The 18,076-nt window shown below is 38.8% G+C and carries 20 protein-coding genes and 1 pseudogene; 9 read left to right on the top strand and 12 right to left on the bottom strand.

The window, feature by feature from the left end:
- Window positions 1-136: 136 nt before the first annotated feature.
- The 3 genes from VJ09_RS11965 to VJ09_RS11955 all read left to right on the top strand — a co-directional run bounded on the left by VJ09_RS11965 (window position 137) and on the right by VJ09_RS11955 (window position 1,066).
- Window positions 137-322 carry a hypothetical protein gene (locus tag VJ09_RS11965; protein ID WP_044641954.1) on the top strand — a complete coding sequence of 62 codons (186 nt, stop codon included), beginning with the start codon at window positions 137-139 and terminating at the stop codon, window positions 320-322.
- A gap of 59 nt (window positions 323-381) precedes the next feature.
- Complete coding sequence (locus VJ09_RS11960; protein WP_044641953.1) at window positions 382-717, top strand: DUF1811 family protein; 336 nt, start codon at window positions 382-384, stop codon at window positions 715-717.
- Window positions 718-886: 169 nt separating this feature from the next.
- Window positions 887-1,066, top strand: coding sequence for a hypothetical protein (locus tag VJ09_RS11955; RefSeq protein WP_044641952.1), 180 nt, complete (start codon window positions 887-889; stop codon window positions 1,064-1,066).
- A 55-nt stretch (window positions 1,067-1,121) separates the two neighbouring features.
- Here VJ09_RS11955 and VJ09_RS11950 read toward each other — a convergent pair whose 3' ends face one another.
- A complete protein-coding gene (locus VJ09_RS11950) occupies window positions 1,122-2,078 on the bottom strand; it encodes a 4-hydroxy-3-methylbut-2-enyl diphosphate reductase (protein ID WP_044641951.1) in 957 nt (318 codons plus the stop codon).
- 491 nt (window positions 2,079-2,569) lie between these two features.
- Between VJ09_RS11950 and VJ09_RS18470 the strand changes: the two genes are divergently transcribed.
- Both VJ09_RS18470 and VJ09_RS11940 read left to right on the top strand, forming a co-directional pair.
- A complete protein-coding gene (locus VJ09_RS18470; protein ID WP_147635497.1) occupies window positions 2,570-3,025 on the top strand; it encodes a hypothetical protein in 456 nt (151 codons plus the stop codon).
- A gap of 569 nt (window positions 3,026-3,594) precedes the next feature.
- Window positions 3,595-4,458 (top strand): sporulation protein, encoded by an 864-nt coding sequence (locus VJ09_RS11940; RefSeq protein ID WP_044641949.1) that lies wholly within the window; start codon window positions 3,595-3,597, stop codon window positions 4,456-4,458.
- 60 nt (window positions 4,459-4,518) lie between these two features.
- Here the strand turns inward: VJ09_RS11940 and VJ09_RS11935 are convergent, their stop codons facing one another.
- Window positions 4,519-5,850, bottom strand: coding sequence for a helix-turn-helix domain-containing protein (locus VJ09_RS11935; RefSeq protein ID WP_044641948.1), 1,332 nt, complete (start codon window positions 5,848-5,850; stop codon window positions 4,519-4,521).
- A 202-nt stretch (window positions 5,851-6,052) separates the two neighbouring features.
- On the opposite strand from VJ09_RS11935, the gene VJ09_RS11930 reads away from it, so the two are divergent.
- Entirely contained in the window at window positions 6,053-6,589 is a 537-nt protein-coding gene (locus VJ09_RS11930) for an NADPH-dependent FMN reductase (RefSeq protein WP_044641947.1), read from the top strand.
- A gap of 88 nt (window positions 6,590-6,677) precedes the next feature.
- Here VJ09_RS11930 and VJ09_RS11925 read toward each other — a convergent pair whose 3' ends face one another.
- The 8 genes from VJ09_RS11925 to VJ09_RS11890 form a co-directional block, all read right to left on the bottom strand.
- Entirely contained in the window at window positions 6,678-7,481 is an 804-nt protein-coding gene (locus tag VJ09_RS11925; RefSeq protein ID WP_044641946.1) for a DUF4397 domain-containing protein, read from the bottom strand.
- Between the two features lie 209 nt (window positions 7,482-7,690).
- Entirely contained in the window at window positions 7,691-8,425 is a 735-nt protein-coding gene (locus VJ09_RS11920; RefSeq protein WP_044641945.1) for a DUF4397 domain-containing protein, read from the bottom strand.
- Window positions 8,426-8,575: 150 nt separating this feature from the next.
- Entirely contained in the window at window positions 8,576-9,367 is a 792-nt protein-coding gene (locus VJ09_RS11915) for a CPBP family intramembrane glutamic endopeptidase (RefSeq protein ID WP_052807372.1), read from the bottom strand.
- 168 nt (window positions 9,368-9,535) lie between these two features.
- On the bottom strand, window positions 9,536-11,440 hold the full coding sequence (locus VJ09_RS11910; RefSeq protein WP_044641944.1) for a serine hydrolase domain-containing protein: 1,905 nt from the start codon (window positions 11,438-11,440) through the stop codon (window positions 9,536-9,538).
- A gap of 59 nt (window positions 11,441-11,499) precedes the next feature.
- Window positions 11,500-11,748 carry a hypothetical protein gene (locus VJ09_RS11905; RefSeq protein ID WP_230199148.1) on the bottom strand — a complete coding sequence of 83 codons (249 nt, stop codon included), beginning with the start codon at window positions 11,746-11,748 and terminating at the stop codon, window positions 11,500-11,502.
- 3 nt (window positions 11,749-11,751) lie between these two features.
- Window positions 11,752-12,072 carry a YbjQ family protein gene (locus VJ09_RS11900; protein ID WP_044641943.1) on the bottom strand — a complete coding sequence of 107 codons (321 nt, stop codon included), beginning with the start codon at window positions 12,070-12,072 and terminating at the stop codon, window positions 11,752-11,754.
- 88 nt (window positions 12,073-12,160) lie between these two features.
- Window positions 12,161-12,742 (bottom strand): helix-turn-helix domain-containing protein, encoded by a 582-nt coding sequence (locus VJ09_RS11895; protein ID WP_052807371.1) that lies wholly within the window; start codon window positions 12,740-12,742, stop codon window positions 12,161-12,163.
- Between the two features lie 416 nt (window positions 12,743-13,158).
- A complete protein-coding gene (locus VJ09_RS11890) occupies window positions 13,159-13,449 on the bottom strand; it encodes a hypothetical protein (protein ID WP_187118710.1) in 291 nt (96 codons plus the stop codon).
- A gap of 210 nt (window positions 13,450-13,659) precedes the next feature.
- On the opposite strand from VJ09_RS11890, the gene VJ09_RS11885 reads away from it, so the two are divergent.
- On the top strand, window positions 13,660-14,334 hold the full coding sequence (locus VJ09_RS11885) for a uracil-DNA glycosylase (protein WP_044641940.1): 675 nt from the start codon (window positions 13,660-13,662) through the stop codon (window positions 14,332-14,334).
- Between the two features lie 58 nt (window positions 14,335-14,392).
- Here the strand turns inward: VJ09_RS11885 and VJ09_RS11880 are convergent, their stop codons facing one another.
- Window positions 14,393-15,688 carry an NCS2 family permease gene (locus tag VJ09_RS11880; protein ID WP_044641939.1) on the bottom strand — a complete coding sequence of 432 codons (1,296 nt, stop codon included), beginning with the start codon at window positions 15,686-15,688 and terminating at the stop codon, window positions 14,393-14,395.
- A 234-nt stretch (window positions 15,689-15,922) separates the two neighbouring features.
- A complete protein-coding gene (locus VJ09_RS11875) occupies window positions 15,923-16,882 on the bottom strand; it encodes an ROK family protein (protein ID WP_082050546.1) in 960 nt (319 codons plus the stop codon).
- 122 nt (window positions 16,883-17,004) lie between these two features.
- Here VJ09_RS11875 and VJ09_RS11870 point away from each other — a divergent pair.
- A pseudogene (locus VJ09_RS11870) lies at window positions 17,005-17,304 on the top strand (GntT/GntP/DsdX family permease); the annotation flags it as partial.
- 390 nt (window positions 17,305-17,694) lie between these two features.
- A complete protein-coding gene (locus VJ09_RS11865) occupies window positions 17,695-18,072 on the top strand; it encodes a globin domain-containing protein (RefSeq protein ID WP_044641936.1) in 378 nt (125 codons plus the stop codon).
- Window positions 18,073-18,076 lie beyond the last annotated feature (4 nt).

The raw sequence follows: 18,076 nt of genomic DNA, 5'->3' as shown, positions 1-18,076 counted from the left end.
CTTTAACCAAATATGATTCTAAGCATTCTCGGCATAAGTTTAGCCCTTTTTACATAATTTTTGGTGTAACCACGCGGGAAAAAGGTAACGATAGTAGTGTACCTCTTGGAAAAGAACACCTAGGAGGGGTTAACTGATGCAACTGTCCTTTTATGAGCGTGACATTATTATTCGGGCACTCACTAAAGTATTAGAAATTGAGCATCCAAATGCTCGGGCTGATGAATATAAAAAGTTACTTCATCGTTTGAGAGAAGAGCATTCCTTTGGACAGGATCTGGCGTTTCATGACGGATTTCGTTATGATATGGACGATGCGTAACTTGCCAAACATCCCCAACTCCCTCTATACTGCATTTACAGTGAGAGGGAGGTTTTTTCATGGCACGATTTCAGGAAATGAACCGAGAAGAATTACAACGAGAGATCAAGCGACTCTCAGAAGAGAATGCGAGACTAACGCTGATTGGAGAGACAAGCCATCAAGCTGTGATCGAACAACGACTTTATCTTGCCAAATCTTATTTGGTAAATCCAAGTGAGTATGAGCTTAACACTTGGTATCATGTGGAAGGATTTTCCGGATGTTTTGAACTAAAGCGTCTCAACGGAGTAATGGGTTGGGGTAATTGGGAAAACAGCTGGGAAGAAGTAGCTTTTCCACTCGCTAGATTGATTGAAATACGAGATTGTTGTAGTACTGGATCTTGTTCCTAAGCAGATAAATACCTAAGAACAGGGTTTCATAATCGAAATTCCCTGTTTTTCTATTTTATTTTTATTACGATCTAGTCTAGAAAATATTTTTGTCATTCTAAAAAATCTCTTATGCTCTGTTTACGTTTTATCCATCTTGTCTACACTGGCACGTAGGAGGTGTATGCACGTGTTTTATGTGGTTCGGGATTCTGAAAAATTGCCACCATCAATCATTTCCGAAGAGAACTATTTTGCTTGGTACAACCCAATGAGAAAAGATCATCAAGTAGAGTTTCGAGGGACAATGAATCAGTGCTATGATTATGTTTCTACTCGCTTTAACCGAAATCAAAAACAAACGATGTAAAAAGAAGCCCGGTACTCTCTTGTAAAGAGTATCGGGCTTCTTTTCTTTGATTACTCTATGCTTCCACTGTTTTCTTTTTCCGAATTGGAGGTAGAATCTTTTTCATATCCACTGTTCGTTCGATTTCCCAAGTACTCGGATCATGATCATCGAACTGCTCCAAGAAACGTATTACTTCACGTGTAATAGGAGTTGGGGTCGAAGCACCTGCCGTAATACCAACTTTCTTCTTGCCCTTCAACCAATTGATATCTATCTCACTGACATCTGAAATACGGTGTGCTTCCACTCCAGCAATATCTTCCGATACTTGTGCCAATCTGTTGGAGTTATTACTGCGTGGGTCTCCGACTACGATCACGAGTTCCGTCTTTTTAGCTTGCTCAGCTACTGCTTCTTGGCGTTCTTGTGTAGCTAGACAGATCTCATTATGGATCTCGACATTCGGAAACTTCTCTTTCACTTGTACCATTAGGTCAGAAGTATCCCACTGAGACATCGTGGTCTGATTGGTCACCAAAAGACGATCGGTTCCAGGATTTAAATGCTCAATATCGGATGACTTTTCAATAAGATGAACCTTTCCTGGTGCCACACCCATTGCCCCTTCTGGCTCTGGATGACCTGATTTCCCAATATAAATAATCTCGAATCCATCCGCAACTTTTTCACGAATCAAATCATGGGTTTTGGTCACATCTGGACAAGTAGCATCTACCACAGTTAATCCTTTTTCACGAGCTTTGCGGCGAACCTCAGGAGAGACACCGTGAGCTGTAAAGATCACTGTACCTTGTTCCACTTGATCGAGTAGTTCCATACGATTTTCGCCATCGATCGTAATTATCTCTTCATCTGTGAAAGCATCCACCACATGTTTATTGTGAACGATCATTCCCAAGATATAAATTGGACGTGGAAGAGCTTTATTTTGGGCAGCTTGTCTCGCCAACACCATGGCATCTACTACTCCATAACAATAACCTCTCGGTGTAATCCGCAATACATCCATTTGTCTCATCCTCCCAAAGAATTCTCCCGCAGGAGCCTTCTTATCTTTGATCCATTAGAATCTAACAGCTGTTTTATCTCAACATGGTCATGTTTAAAACCATATTCTTCGCTTAATTAGTGAACTGAATGTTAGTTAACCATATCGGCTTCTAGAAATCATCGTTTACCTAAGGTCTCACGTCTGTTACAGATTACTACTTAAAAAGTGTTGGAAACAGTCTCTAGTATAACGTATCCAGCGGAAAACCCAAACCCTTTATAAGAGATTCTCCCAAAAGGCCATTTCATAGCAGGGGATTGTCTTAACTCCTCTTAAATAACGGTTAACCTTATCGGAGTACTTTATGGACATTATACTTCTTCTCATGAGAATAGGCTCAACCTGCCCGTAGAGAAAAATCAAAAAGATGGGCATCGGCATTTGGTACCTTTCATACACCTAGCTCATACCTTATGAGTGTCAACCAACCGGAAAGGAACGTGATTTCAATGGAAAAAAGACCAGCACTACCATTACCTAGCAGACCCGCACCATTGCCAGTACCAAAACCTATGCCACGCCCAATCCCAATACCAAGACCAGAAAGACCAACATATGAATATCCTTGTATCCCATGTGATGAAAAGTTACTAAAAGAAATGTATAAACATATGAAAAAAAGTCATAAATACGAAAAAGATATGCTGAAACACTTGATGAAACAATGTAGAAAAGCTTCGAGAAGACGTTATGAGTCTAGCAGCTATGATTCCTCTTCCATGGACTATGGTTATGATCGTGGCCCTCGATATGGACGTGGTGGATATGGTCGCCGTGGTCGCGATGAGTCCTCTTCCAGCAGCTACCATAGAGGATACATGGGATCTTCGTCTTGTGAGTCTTCCTCCAGTAGCTCCCATCACAGACCCCATAGATATCAACATGGCGGCGACTGTGGTTGCTAATCTTCTCTAACAATTAGATACCTTCCCAATGGCTACTGCTCTTCTCTAGAAGAGAGTAGCTTTTTTCATACCATATAGGGATTACAAAAAAACCCCGACAATATCGGGGAAAATAAAATATAATGGCTATTTTGTTTTCATTCTTTCTCGTACATATAATGTAGCCAAAATGGCAGATATGCTCATAAAAAAGTACAACAGTGCTGGCGAGTCTAAAAGAGTTTGGTTCATAGAGAAATTCTACCCTCCTACCTGCATTCCTAGACGTTAGTAACTATATACTATAATGAAAAAGAAGAATACATCTAATTTAAAAGTGAAAATATTTCAACTAAGCCGTGCCTTTTAACTCTCTACAGTATATTCGTTTAGAGAAATTAGGTTTGCAACTTGGGTTATTACCCAACATACAATAAAAGTCCATTTATCGGGGTTGTCCTTGATCCCCCATTGAATGTTAACTTACTTGAACGGGGATGATTAGGAAAAATATTCTTCTTGCCCTTCACCTTTCATGAGTTATGACTTTATAATAGTATGATACCTAATTTTACATAGGTGGGATTTTCATGTTCAAAGATATTATGGCTCGGTTCGGGAAAGGCTCATCTCGAGTAGATCTTGTGCTGAGCAAAACGGAGATCCCGTTAGGAGAACGCTTAGAAGGCGAACTGCAATTGCATGGTGGAAGTGTCGACCAGACAATTCAAGAAATACGAATCGAATTTTATTTTGAGATAAAAAGCAATGATAAGGTCCACACTCATCTAGTAGCTGTGATACCGTATCAAGCATCTTTTCTCTTACGAGCTGATCAGAAAAGAAGAGTTCCTTTTTATCTAAACATCCCAACAGACTTACCTTTATCTAATCCAGATATTCGATACTTTTTCACAACAAAACTAAGCATAGCAGGGGCTTTGGATCAGACAGATCAAGATGAGATCAAGATCTTGCCACCTGAGCGATTGGAACGGATTCTACATGCCTTTTATCAATTAGGATTAAAAGAGGCTTCGCATTCTCGTTTTTTTAACGGCGAGACACAGGAATTTTATTTTACACCCACTGTTTTTCTAGCAGATGTTGCCTCTGAAGTAATCTTTATGGTTGCAATGGAGCCAGAGCGTGTTCGATTGGTTCTGGAGATGGAGTTAATGACCACCAAAGAAGAGCGATTTGTCGATATGGAGGTAACTCTTCCAAACCATCTCATATCACAGCCTGCTACTCTTGTACCTTACTTACAAGAAGCCCTCAATCATCTTGCTTCGGTCGGCCGCAAGCAAAATCAGAAACGGAAGATTTTGGGTGGCATTGGCGGATTTGCAGCAGAAGCTCTTGGAAGCTTAGGCGATCTCTTCTCCAAACGGAGTAATCAGACAGCGATCGGGAAGTTTATTAGTCAAATATTAGGCAACGACAAAAAGTAAAAAAACCATGGGAAGCCTTTCTACCCCATGGTTTTTTGTATGACAGCTAATCCTAAACCATTACCATACTTCTGCAAGTACCTTTCCTTGTTCCATTTCTCGTTGAATTAGATACATTTGTTCCGTAGCTTGTTGAAAACGTTCGCGTTCTCCCATTTTCTCAAAGCAACTTGCCAATTCATAAAAGGCGAGAAAGCTCTTGTCTTTCAAACCCACTCTATCAGACAGACTAATAGCACGTTCCAAATACCCAATCGCTTCATATTCCTGATGAATTGTTTTCATTAGTTTGCCCATAATCAGGAGGGCATTGCACAACTTATAGCTATCATTAAGCTGCTCTCCCCACTGAATAGCTTGATACAAAACTTGTTTTGCCTCTTCAGACTTTCCTTGTAAAAGATACAAATTCCCTAGTGAACAGTATGCACGAATTAGCTCATTTTTGTTGCTAACCTTTTCTTTCATTTCTCGTACAAATGCAAAACAAGTTTCTGCATCTTCTAAGTGATTTAGCTCGACATAGACCGTTCCTAGAATAGTCCACAATTCAAATAATTCATCAGTATGAGAACTATTGGCTGCGATCTGAATTCCTTCCCGGGCGAACCGAACAGCATCCAAATGTAATTTCATCCGACGAAATAGATCCGCCTTGATGGCGTATAACTTAAGCAGGATCTCGAGTCTTCGTACTTTATCCAGATGCTCCCATATTTCTTCTAAACGCTTGAGGGCTTCATCTGCACGCCCTGCTTTTTCTAGATAGAGAACTCGCTGTGTCATCAACAAAAACAAAATTTGTTCTGGATCATCTTGATCCTCTTGATACGTATAAATCCCTTTCTCTAGATAGCGAAGAGCTTGGGGTAAATTATGCTGCTCAAAGCTACTTTGCGCCAGATAATAATAGTTGGTAGATTCTAGGTTGCTGCGATGCACCATATCTTGGTTACAAAGGCGGTTAGACTCCATAAGCTCCCGTTCTGCTTTTTTCCATTCACCAACCTGAAGAAAATACTTACCTTTTAATAAATGGACTTGAGCCAGAGAATAGGAAGAGAAATTGTCCGAAATATTCAGTAAGTCTTGAATTGCTTTTTGTTGATTGCCAATATGCAACAAGCTTTCCACAGCCAAAAGTTTCAGTTGTAGACTCTCCAAATTTTCGGTGTTCTTTTCTAGTAAATCGGGTATATCCTGTAACTGGATACTTAATTTTTGCAGTAAATACGCTACCTTCTCACGATTAACATGGGGTACTCCTCTTTCGATGTTGGAGATGGTTGCAGTGGAAATATGATCGTCTGATAAATCTTCTAAACGTAGGCCCTTTTCTTTCCGAACTTTCCGGATAAATTTGCCAAGATCACCCATCTCGTAAGCATTCAAATAGAATCTCCCTTTCGGAACCCTTGATTACTAGTAGTTTAATTGATCTTTCTGTATTAAGAAAGATTGTCAGACACTTTTATTTCCATATTTAGGAGAGTAAATATTTCCAATTATTCTACACCTATTTGCCTGAATTCCTCCTTGGCGAGTATAATATTTAAATTAGTTTATATTTCGAATTTCGAAGGGATTGACGTTAATGCAAGTATTATTAATGACAGGAAGTGCTCGGAAAGACTCCAACACTGGTAAATTGGCACGGATTGCAGAAAAATACCTAAAAGAACAACCATCTGTAACCCAAGTACATCATTTTGACGCTAGGCTACATAAACTGCCATTGCTTGATGGGGATAGCTTTACCTATACACATCCAGAAGTAGTTCGACTTCGTAAAATTGCACAGGAAGTAGATGCATTTGTCATCTTATCACCTGAATATCACAGTGGAATGAGCGGGGTTCTAAAAAACGCCCTAGATTTCTTAAGCCGAGACCAATTCTCGCTAAAACCAGTTGCGATCGCTGTTGCAGCAGGTGGTGGAAAAGGTGGCGTCAATGCACTTAGCAACTTGCGGATTGTATTAAGAGGTGTCAATGCACTTGTCGTACCTTCCCAAATGGTTGTAGATCCTCGTGATTTCTTAGAATCTGGAGAACTGATCCCTACCCTACAAGAACGCTTTCTTTTAAGTCTCCAAGAGTTAGTAGATATCACTTCTAAATTAAAAGGATAATTTTCCAAAACAATCCCCTATTCTTAGTTAGAATAGGGGATTGTTTTGAAACTAGATTTACGGTGACTTTTCCAGTATTATGTAAACCTTAGTTGTCTTGGACTACTAAAACACGAAACGCTGGATTTCCTCTCACACGACCTACTGCAAAGATAGAATAGATCTTACGGGCATCAAGCTGTACTCTTGGAATGGTATAGATCACTTGATTTGTACCAGTAATTCGTATTTCGAGATCATAGTTTCCGGGAGGGATGGAGATAAATCTAGCATCTGTAAAACCAACATTGGAGAAAAGTACATTTCCACCTTTTACTGCGACGTCCACTCTCGGAGCATTCGGAGAAAGGTGGATCAGACGAACTTTGGCTCTTGCCCCTACACTTTGCAGATCATCTTCATAGGTGAGTAATGAGGCTTTATTTGTTTGTCCTGATACATCATCTACCACTGCTAACGTGTATGGATTTGCTCCTACCGTTAACTGTTGGTTCACGATTGCTCTCTCTTTTGTTCCTGCAGGGAAAACTTCCATGCGATAACTACCTGTTGGTAGCCTTAGATAACTAGTAATAGCTGCAAATGGTACTCGCTGTGCGATAAGACGATTATTAACATAAACATCCACCATAGATGGCGTGGCTGTATAAGCATGTAGCATTCTTAGTCTTCCATTGGATCTAGTACTTCCACCTTCTCTAGGTTCAGGTGAAGGAGAGGGCAAATCTGATCTACCTCCACCTATCTTCTGTCTCTCATATTCTTCTGCAAATCTCCTTTGATTGCGTAAATATTTTTCATTATAATATTTATATTTGCGATCATCTTTGGCACGATAATAATCTGCTAACATTTTATAACGAATAGCACGGTCTAAGTATTTTTGCCACAAATTGTCCGACCTCCCTCACATTTCTTGCTCTGTTTAACCTATGCGAGAGAGTCTTAATCATTACTAGAACCACTGTACAAAATTCAATAAGGAGTAATGAAAACCATCCAGTCCAATTTTTCGAAGTGAGGTAATAGGTTGGCTCCCACTTCAAGATTAAGATCAAGCAAAGATGGTTTTGGTGGGAGCAGCCTCATACGAAGATCACTTTAACGATCTAAAAAAAGTAATAGTCGGAAGGTTCCAGCGCGTTTACTACCAATGGCGATCACTGTTACAACCTGATTGGGATGAAGCATAAATGGAGCTAGAGATTCTACTACTTGATGGGACCCCGCAATTCGAATCATGCCACCTTGTTGATTTTCAGGTTGAAATCGCTGATATTTGCTTACATTCGAATAATCAATTGCCGATAACGTGATTTCTCCTTTGAGATTTACCCACTCTAAGGCAGGTAAGTCTGTAGCAAGATGGAGAAAACGAACCCAAGGCCCTTTCTCTTTGTTCATCCATTCATCTCGAAAGAGGAGAATCCTACCTTTTTCCTCCCCTAAAGATAGTAAGACCAGCGTACAAAGTTGATTTTGATGAATCGAGACTAACTTTGAGTATCGAACACCTTTATTGGTTACAAACGTAAGATAATTATCCCCAGCAGTCATTTGCACGTATTGCGTAGCAGTATGGTTAGGAAGGGAACCTACTACCTCTACCCCATTCACAAAAATCTGGAGACTCTCTCCTGCCTCACCCGCATAGAAAAACCGAATTCCTACACAATCTGGCTGAAGAATAAAAGGCTGGTAATCCATTTCATATACTAGATGATCCATTAGACTTTGGTACTGTTTTCGATATGTACGAGCTAATTCTGGATTACGACTTCGGTAGTGTTTTTTTAAAAGGTAGAAGGCACTAGCCTCTAACCATTTCCCCTTCATTCTAGTCCTCCTCCAATGCCAATGCTTGCTTAACCTTATGCAAATAAATAGGAGAAATTGACTAGAACAACCTGAGATCCCACAATCTAATTATTAATAGAATCTTAAAATGACCAAGTTCCTCATTTAGAAACTTGGTCATTTGCTATGCTACTTTGAAATTATCAGATCGGTTCCCCATAGAATACAGCTCATTGTGATATGGGTTACTGCATGAGCAAGCATTGCAGTCTCAATACTTCTTCTCCAATACAACCATCCAAATACTACTCCTCCTAGACCATTTAAAAGAATCATTCGCATTAATACAATGGCAGTAAGAGGTGCCAATTGAGCAGTCACTCCTAGATGTCCTATTGCAAAAAGAAAGGAACTAATTAAAATGGCCAACCAATAAACCCAGGGCCTTGGAACCGGTCCACTTGCAAAAACCTTCCAAATAAGCCAAACGAGTAAAGAAGTAAGTCCCCATCTCATCATAAGTTCCTCTACTATTCCTCCATAAAATACACTAGATAAAGTAGTGAAAAACCCTCGAGAGACAGGTTGTACTTGAAGACTTGCAGGTAGGTATGGACGAAATAGAAGATCCAATCCTATAAAGATAACTCCAACTGCTACTCCAGCGAGAATGCCAGAGGACAAATTCGGATGAAATAATTTCCAAAAAAGACTCTTTTTCGCTATCCAATCTACTACATGTGAGGTAAATCCTATTCGTGGTGCAAGCCAGTTCCCCACCAGAATCGATATGATTAGCAAGATAAAAGGATTCAGTAACAAAAGAAATATTAGCTGAGTAGAAGATAAGTTAGGTGCATTGGGTATGTTCTGTGGAAGATTCTCTACTAAGAGGCTGATTGTAGGAATTAAAGTAGCTACACCAACCATACCTAGTAGCAAAAAGATACCAAACGTGAGCCAAAAGGTCTTTTTAGCCATCAAAGGTCCCCCTAAAAACTACATTTAGATATTTAGGAAATCATCTAAATGTAGTTTACCTTATGGGAGACAAATTGAGAACGGACTTCAGACTAATATTTTGAATAAATTGAATGCTACATAGTATTTACAAAGCTGTATACATTACTTTTACTATGAATCAAAGGATCAAGAGAAATGAACACTTAGGAAATTCCAGTAAAACAAAAACATTGGGTACCCAAGAGAACATAGCACCAAAATGAAGTAAGATAATTTTGTCCACCAAGAACCTACTTTCTCTTTATACAGCTTCCATAAGATCCAAGATAACCATAACCCGAGCAAGAATGTTCCAAATGGGATCGAGCAAACGATATCGGTATACCAACTTGGTAGTCCATATACAATCGCTTCTCCTAAAAATGGCATCGTGATCAGAAAAAACGCGATATTGAAAACAGCTATTGCGAAAAACATCTTTCGGAATTTCACTGTGTAGGTATGGTCTGCGACCTTCCGTTTCCTCCTAATGAACCAATTGATAAGAAATATCAGAGATACTAACACAAAAAGAATAGGAACACCAAATAAGAAAATGGAATGGACTCCACTATACCATGGTAATTTTTCAAAGGTAGCATAAGGCAAATATCCTAATACTAACTGTTGCTTCCCATCTTTTGCTTGAAATAAATGAATACGTTCATTTCCGTTCACCTCTTGAAAATATCTAGGACTTATTTCGGCAAATTCTTTTTCCTTTTCAAAAGCGGCCCATTTTAAAGTCAAGTTCCCATTATCCAAAATGCTAATATTCAAAGGTGGCTTTAAAAAGCTGATCCACTTTCCATAACCATGGAGAGGGTTAATATTGTCATTGTAATTTCCTTCAAATAATTTTAATTCTGGAAGTGCTGTCTTCTCTTTGATCGGGTTAGCTTGATTTTTCATAGGGTAATAATGATCAAGAAACTCCGTTCGAAAACCCTCATACAAACTTCTTCCTTGTGTACTATTAGCAGAGACAAGAATACCTAATTGTTCATCTGGAATTAAATACATTTCAGAAGAAAATCCACTAATTGTCCCTTGGTGCATAATAGCGGGAAGATCATTTTGATAGGATTCAAAAAAACCATACGCAATGCCAGGCATCTTGGGATGTTTCGTAAAATGCTTAGAATGCATTAGCTTGGCTGTTTCCTCAGATAGAATCTGTTTATCTTGGAATAGACCATTCTGAAGATGGGCGATCATAAAATTAGCCATATCAGGTGCTGTTGTATTTAGTTCTCCAGCTGCACTTAATTGCACATAGTCGTACGGATAAGGTTGATATTTACCATTTACATATTGATAACTCGTAGCTAGATCAGGAGCAATGTTGTTTTTTAGATCAAAGGAACTTTTCCCCATACCAAGAGGCTGAAAAATATGTTTTTGCATGTAATCTTCGAATGACATGCCCGATCTTTCTTCTACTAAGTTTCCAATAATTCCAAATCCATAATTGCTATATTGAGCCTCCACTCCTGGTGAGAGAATCCGTTTTGGTAGATTATGAGATAAGTATTGAGCCATCGTTTCTTTCATTTTTATATCTTGAGTTGTAATAGCATATGTTTGTGCATCGAGTCCGGAAGTGTGAGTCAACAGGTGATGAAGTGTAATTGGTTTATCAAACGTTTTTTTTATTTGATAGGACGATAGGTATTGATTGATATCCTTGTGAAGATCTAGTTTCCCCTGTTCTACTAGTTGCATGGCAGCAGTAGCTGTGAACGATTTCGAAATCGACCCGATCCGAAATACCGATTTATCTGTTGCGGGTGTTTTCTGATCGAGATCAGCATATCCGTAACCTTTACTTAGCAGTACTTCCCCATTCTTTACAATTGTGACAATAGCACCTGGAACATTCTTCTTGTTCAAGTTATTTTGGAAATAGGTATCAACAAATTTTTGCAACTCTTCTTTGCTCTGGGGACCTCTTACATCTGCTTCTGCTGAAACACTCAGTGGTACAAATAGATTGGTGATTAAGAAGATACTAATAAAAAAGCACATAAAAAAAGACTGCTTATTCTTCATCATCATACACTCCTTTTATATAATCAATATCGATAATGATAATAATAAGACACATTGTACTACTCTACGAATTCATTACCTTCTTCCTTATAAAATCTCTCTCCAGAGCCAGCGTTATAATACACAATGAACTTTTTGCTAGTTGTAGGGTCCATCATCACTTCATCGGTTTTCTCAAATCCTAGTGGAACTTTCTTTCCATGTTTTTGGTGAAGTCTCCGGTCTTTTATCTTTGCGAGCAAAAGAAAGACAAGAAATAAAGATAGCTGAAAAGCAAAATAGATGGCAATGATCATATTTAGCTCCATTTTTCACACCTTTTCCACAACAACAGCTGTTCCGTAAGCAACAATCTCACTCATATTACGTCCGACTTCTCCAGAGTCAAAACGCATCATAACAACAGCATTAGCCCCCATAGCCTGTGCATTTTTAACCAAGCGATCCAATGCTTGTTTCCTAGCGTCTTCTAACATCTCAGAATACTGGTTAATCTCACCACCAACAAGTCCTTTGAGCGTTGCTCCGATATCCTTTCCTAATCCTCTTGCTCTTACAGTAAGTCCAAATGCTGATCCTTTCACTTCTTTGATTCTATAATTCGGGATATTCTCTGTGGTTACCATCAACATGAATACCATCTCCCAATTAAATCTGTTGTGCCTCTTATCAAAGGGAAACAGAGCGGTTTCTTCCAGATCAAACTTTTTAACAGGTGGTTTATGAATCTCCTACCTCCCCATCTTCCGATGGCTCCTCTACAATATGAACAGGTTCTGGAATCATAATCGTAGATACAATCCGCCGTCGACGTCCAGGTGCAGATGGATTCTTCATTGCATTCTCCAATAATTTTTGAAGCGATTGAGCAAAATCCTGAAACTCCTCATCGCTTAAATTCAAAGCAATTTGGCTAAATCCCAATCCATCTCTTTCAAAATCGATCGTTTCTTGTTCCAAGTATTGCTGAAAATCCTTTTGCAAGCTAGTTAGGAACGTCATAAAAAAATATGCATGTTCCTCCCGATTCATTTGAATAAGCTCCTGATGTTGAGACATTATTTCTTTTTCATCTAACCCATACACTTTTTCAATGGAACCTCGGACTTTCCGCTCCTCTACTACATAGATGATCCCTGCTTCAAACAATTTATTGATATGACGATAGAGAGTGGCTTGTGGTATATCTACAAGATGCTTCGCCATCTGCAACGGAGTTAATGTCCGACCACCCTGTAATGTTTGTACGATTTGCATTCGAACCGGATGAAGTATTAATTTCAATTTATCAATGTGCTTCACCAATACCACCACCATCTTTATTATCATTATCAATAATGATTGTATATTGAACATTAGTTATTGTCAATACTCATCCTCTAGTTAACCTCTGATTTGCATCACTAAGAAAGAAAACTGCTGAACTTCTATCCCAGAAGTTCAGCTATCTTTTAGGCATATACTAAGTGATCGATTAGGCTTTTTGATACTATATTCGGTATAAAATCTTATTCATTTAACATCTGATCTATGGATCTTTTTCCTCTGCAAACCTCAATAAATGAATTTCCTATTAACTTACTATCTTCATAACTTAGATTACCTGAACTTACAGCAAGTATTGGATATTCGTCATTTATTTTATCTTGCCTCATGTCAAACACCAAATGATTCCCACAACCATCCATTGCAAAGGAAATGAACGACTTTAGCTTCTTTCATTTGATCATTGTCGCATGCATCAGTTCTTTTACTAAACGCTTAGCCATACAAAACTCTGCTTCCTCTTCTTGTGAGAATGGAATCTGGTATGGATTTTGTTTTGGATCGTTATCTGGTTGATGATCTCCTTCATGTGCAAATTGAAAACCAATCCATCCAGGTTGGTTCTCATCCGCAGATTCAAAAATAACCTCCTCAATTTTTTCTATAGCAAAACGGTAACTTGCTTTCGTTTTTCCACTCCAGTAACCATGATCAATTTGGATATACGAAGGTTTAATTGTCAACTTGCTTCCTCTCGTCTTTAGTATGTATTCCACAAATCTATCTCCCTATGTTTTTCTTCTAATATAGCAAGAAAGTACAGATTATTAATTCTTTTCTCCTCCGAAAATAAGAATATTAGATAACTTCTTTGTGCAAACCTTTACGAACATACAGCAGTATGTGAAAATAAAATAGATTTTCTTATAAGCATTCATTAGGGAGGGCTTCCTATCGTAATCTTAAAGAACGACTGGGCAGATCAATTGCAAAATGAATTTGAACAACCTTACTACCTTCAACTGCGCGAGTTTCTCAAGCAAGAATATGCTTCCAAGGCGATCTATCCTGACGCTCACGATATATATAACGCTTTGCACCTAACTAGTTATGAAAATACAAAAGTGGTCATCTTAGGACAAGATCCTTATCATCGTCCTGGACAAGCCCACGGTCTTAGTTTTTCAGTAAAACCTGGGGTACGAACACCTCCTTCTCTCGTCAACATTTATAAAGAACTACAAACTGACCTAGGCTGCTATATTCCGAATAATGGGTTTCTTGAAAAATGGGCTAAGCAAGGGGTTTTACTGTTAAATAACGTACTCACCGTACGAGAAGGCAAGCCAAATTCCCATAAAAACAAAGGTTGGGAAAAGTTTACCTCACAAGTAATCCAGACGATTAGTAAGCGAAAAAACCCTGTAGTCTTTATTCTTTGGGGCAGACATGCACAGGAGAAAAAGAAACTGATCACTGGCTCTCATCACCTTATTTTAGAAGCCGTCCATCCTAGTCCACTATCAGCGAGTGGTGGTTTCTTTGGTTCCCGACCTTTCTCCCAAGCAAATGCTTTCCTAAAGAAGAACAACATGAAAGAAATTGATTGGCAAATTGAAAATATATAAGATAACACAAAAAAGCTGCTCGTCTTATAGATGAGCAGCTTCCCTTTTATATACCTGTCTAGTGTGGGAAAAAGACCAATTGTAGCAAGAATAAGAAGCCAAACACATAAATCAATGGATGCACTTCTTTTCCTTCACGAGCCACCAATTTCATAATTGGGTAAAAGATAAATCCGAGTGCCATCCCTGTCGCAATGCTAGAAGTAAGAGGCATCGTCAAGATTACCAAGAATGCAGGGAATGACTCTGCAAAGTTATCCCATTTTAAGAAACGAACTTGGCTGATCATGAGCGATCCCACAATGATCAAGGCAGGAGCAGTAATCGCTGCCACATTGCTCACAGCACCTACTAGCGGGCTAAAGAAAGCAGACAGAGCAAAGAGTAGTGCTACTACGACAGCTGCAATACCAGTACGAGCTCCTGCTGCAATCCCTGAAGAAGATTCGATATATGCAGAAGTTGGGCTAGTACCAAAGATCGATCCTACGAGAGTACCAATTGCATCGGAGAAAAGAGCACGTTCCGAACGTGGTAAATGATCCCCTTCCATTAGATCTGCTTGTTTTGCAAGACCTAATACAGTCCCTGTTGTATCAAATAAGGTGATCAATAAGAAGGAGAAGACTGCAGCATATAATCCGTGAGAGACGATATCTCCAAAAGAAGCAATTGGATTCGTAATCATAAGTTCTGGCATTTGTGGAACGGAAACAAATCCTTCGAACTTTAGCTGTCCTGTAAAATAAGCAATAATTCCTGTTATGACCATCCCGATAAAGATGCTACCTGGAACACGAAGAGTATAGAGGATCAAGGTAACTAATAAACCAATCATAGTCAGAATAACGGAAGGAGAATGTAGATCTCCAAGAGCTACAAAATTGGATTCATGTGCTTGAATCAAACCGGATAGACGCATTCCTATAAACGCAATAAAAAGTCCAATCCCAGCGGTGATCGCATATTTAAGCGAGCTTGGAATTGCTTCAATCAACTTTTTCCGAAGAGGCGTAAGGGACAGAATAACAAATAAGAGACCCGCTACAAAAACAGTAGCAAATGCTGTTTTATAATCTAGACCCTTATCTGCTGAAACAATAGAATAAGCAAAATAGGCATTCATACCCATTCCTGGCGCGATGGCGATTGGATATTTTGCATAAAGTCCCATTACTAAAGTACCTACAACAGTTGCAATGATTGTTGCCATAAAGACTTGATTAAAAGGAACCCCTGCATCTCCCAAGATCGATGGGTTTACAAACATGATGTAAGACATCGTTACGAAAGTAGTAAGTCCGCCGACGATTTCTTTTTGTATCGAAAACTTCTTTGGCTCGGTATTCTCCATAATTTCCTCCAAAAGACGAATATTATTATGATTACCAGATAATATTATTCGCTTTTTACATTAAATGCAATAATAATTTTAGATTTTGTCCAAAGATAAATGTTTACTTATCAAAAAATTACATATCCATGATCAAGAGAATTCTGATACAAAAAGTTTTCCTTTAATAGTCCCTTTTATACAAAAAAAGAAGAGCTGCCTTTGATCAGCCCTCTCTTCTCGTTCTTACATAAATTATGGAGTCACACATTCTTGTGCAAAATGTACACGCAAACCAGCTCCCAAGATTCCCGCATCGCCTTGTAACTGGCTTAATATCAAACGCTCTACTGCTGTTTGATGAATAGGTAATAAATAGTTTTGTAACTTCTCTTTTATGATCGGCAATAAGTAAGGATTCTTATTGATTACACCGCCACCTAACATCAACTGAGTCGGATCAAATGTTTTAAGTAAAATATTGATCCCCTGCGTGAGAAAATCCAATGATTTCTCCATTGATTCCACCGCATATTGCTGCCCATTCTGGTAATCTTCCATAATCTGTGACATGGTCAAAATCGTAGGATTTGTGTTTGGATTTAGTTCTAGATATCGTCTTTTTGCCGCTCTTTCCATCCCTGTTCCGGATGCAAGCGCTTCCAAACAACCTTGCATTCCACAGTTACAGCGGGGACCTCCCGGATCAAAAACGGCATGACCGATCTCTCCTGCTGCATTCTTACCTCTTAGTACTTCTCCTTTATGAATAATACTGACAAAAATCCCGGTACTAACTGTAAGGAATAAGAAGGTATCTTCTTGATTTTTCCCTGCTGCATACCATTCCCCGAACGATGCCATATGCACATCATTGTCCATAATAACAGGTATCTGATAATCCAACGTCAACCGCTCAACAATCGGAAAGTTCTTCCATGGAGTATTGGGCGAAAATAAAGAGATTCCTTGCTTTATATCAACTTCTCCTGGAACTCCGATCCCCAATCCCTTTACTTCAGAAATTTGCAAGTTGGCTTTTGCTAATACTTGATCTATCGCAATTTTTACTCGTTCATAAGTATGCTCAGCATTCTCTTGCCCAGTAGCTAACTCCACTCGTTCAACTAACTTCCCCGTTACATCAATAAGACCCGCCGCTGTTTTGGTTCCACCGATATCCACCGCCAATGAAAGGGCTTTCATTTTCCTCATCTCCAAAACTTCTTTATTTTATTCGTTTAAATAATACAGATAAATACATGAGGATGAAATGTTTTTTTTCAGTAGTATTATATAACAAAGTTTATAACGACTAATTTACTCTTATCTCGATTATGAAGAATGAAACAATCGGAAAACAGCAAACCGTTTCTTTTGCACTTGGTACCATGCTCGGTAAAATGATGGCAGAGTCAGGAGGAGCAGAACGAATAGCCCATACCCTAATCGCTCGTTTTGGCGAGAAAAATATTCATTGGACCATGATGTTTGTAGCCTTTATCGTTGGAATACCCGTCTTCTTCCAAGTAGGCTTTGTATTACTGATTCCTTTGGTATTTACTATTGCTCGTCAAACTGGACTCTCCAGGGTAGATCCGAAACTGAACGGCCTTATGCATTTGGTTTCGCCTCCCTCCCAACAGTTGAAAGTATTTTAAAACTCTACAGAATAATGTCAATGTCATTCGGGAGGATGAAGAAATTCACGAAGGATAAAGTACAAAGATAGGTCGGACTAGTGAGAGGGTAGAAACCCTCCCTCGTCCGACGCAGATTCATCTCCCACTTTCGCTACGCTGAGAAACGGGAGTATTCTCCGCTATAAAATAGATAAAAGACAGTAATGGAATCGATCTATAAAATCTTACATTAATAGGCAGTTATTAAACTTAGTAACCGCCTATTTGTATTTTTAAATACTTCTATAATTTATATAAGTACCTCTAAAATGTTTTAAGTTTTGACATTTATTAAAGTATATCAGAAAATAAGGAATAAACATTGACTATGTAAGGAGTAACGCTATGAAAACAGAAACCTCCATTTATCAAGAGATTGGAGAGTCAGCTACTGTTCGGAGATTGGTAGAAACTTTTTACGGAAAGGTACTAAAACACCCAAAACTAGGACATTTCTTTACAAAAGGAATCGACGAAATTATCGAGAAGCAATTTCTCTTTTTGACCAGATATCTAGGTGGTCCTAATCTCTATCCGGAAGACATATCGCCACCTGCACTACGAACCAGACATCTAGAGTTCGAAATTACAAAGGAAGTTTCAGATGCTTGGTTAGAATGTATGGGAGAAAGTGTTGATGAAATTGGAATAGACGGAGAAACACGAGCGAAGATGATGGAAAAATTCCAAGCAATTGCTTATCATATGGTAAATAAAATTTAAAAAC

Origin of the sequence: Risungbinella massiliensis, assembly GCF_000942395.1 — a bacterium.
Lineage (GTDB): Bacteria > Bacillota > Bacilli > Thermoactinomycetales > Thermoactinomycetaceae > Risungbinella > Risungbinella massiliensis.
Note: the sequence above shows the minus strand (reverse complement) of the source record. Positions and strands in the feature narration are given on the sequence as shown.

Coding starts and splice junctions, on each gene's coding strand:
- VJ09_RS11950 (WP_044641951.1), bottom strand. CDS start 2,078: ATGGATGTATTGCGGATTACACCGAGAGGTTATTGTTATGGAGTAGTA.
- VJ09_RS11960 (WP_044641953.1), top strand. CDS start 382: ATGGCACGATTTCAGGAAATGAACCGAGAAGAATTACAACGAGAGATC.
- VJ09_RS11905 (WP_230199148.1), bottom strand. CDS start 11,748: ATGGAGCTAAATATGATCATTGCCATCTATTTTGCTTTTCAGCTATCT.
- VJ09_RS11930 (WP_044641947.1), top strand. CDS start 6,053: ATGCAAGTATTATTAATGACAGGAAGTGCTCGGAAAGACTCCAACACT.
- VJ09_RS18470 (WP_147635497.1), top strand. CDS start 2,570: ATGGAAAAAAGACCAGCACTACCATTACCTAGCAGACCCGCACCATTG.
- VJ09_RS11900 (WP_044641943.1), bottom strand. CDS start 12,072: ATGTTGATGGTAACCACAGAGAATATCCCGAATTATAGAATCAAAGAA.
- VJ09_RS11965 (WP_044641954.1), top strand. CDS start 137: ATGCAACTGTCCTTTTATGAGCGTGACATTATTATTCGGGCACTCACT.
- VJ09_RS11940 (WP_044641949.1), top strand. CDS start 3,595: ATGTTCAAAGATATTATGGCTCGGTTCGGGAAAGGCTCATCTCGAGTA.
- VJ09_RS11880 (WP_044641939.1), bottom strand. CDS start 15,688: ATGGAGAATACCGAGCCAAAGAAGTTTTCGATACAAAAAGAAATCGTC.
- VJ09_RS11875 (WP_082050546.1), bottom strand. CDS start 16,882: ATGAGGAAAATGAAAGCCCTTTCATTGGCGGTGGATATCGGTGGAACC.
- VJ09_RS11910 (WP_044641944.1), bottom strand. CDS start 11,440: ATGAAGAATAAGCAGTCTTTTTTTATGTGCTTTTTTATTAGTATCTTC.
- VJ09_RS11865 (WP_044641936.1), top strand. CDS start 17,695: ATGAAAACAGAAACCTCCATTTATCAAGAGATTGGAGAGTCAGCTACT.
- VJ09_RS11915 (WP_052807372.1), bottom strand. CDS start 9,367: ATGGCTAAAAAGACCTTTTGGCTCACGTTTGGTATCTTTTTGCTACTA.
- VJ09_RS11920 (WP_044641945.1), bottom strand. CDS start 8,425: ATGAAGGGGAAATGGTTAGAGGCTAGTGCCTTCTACCTTTTAAAAAAA.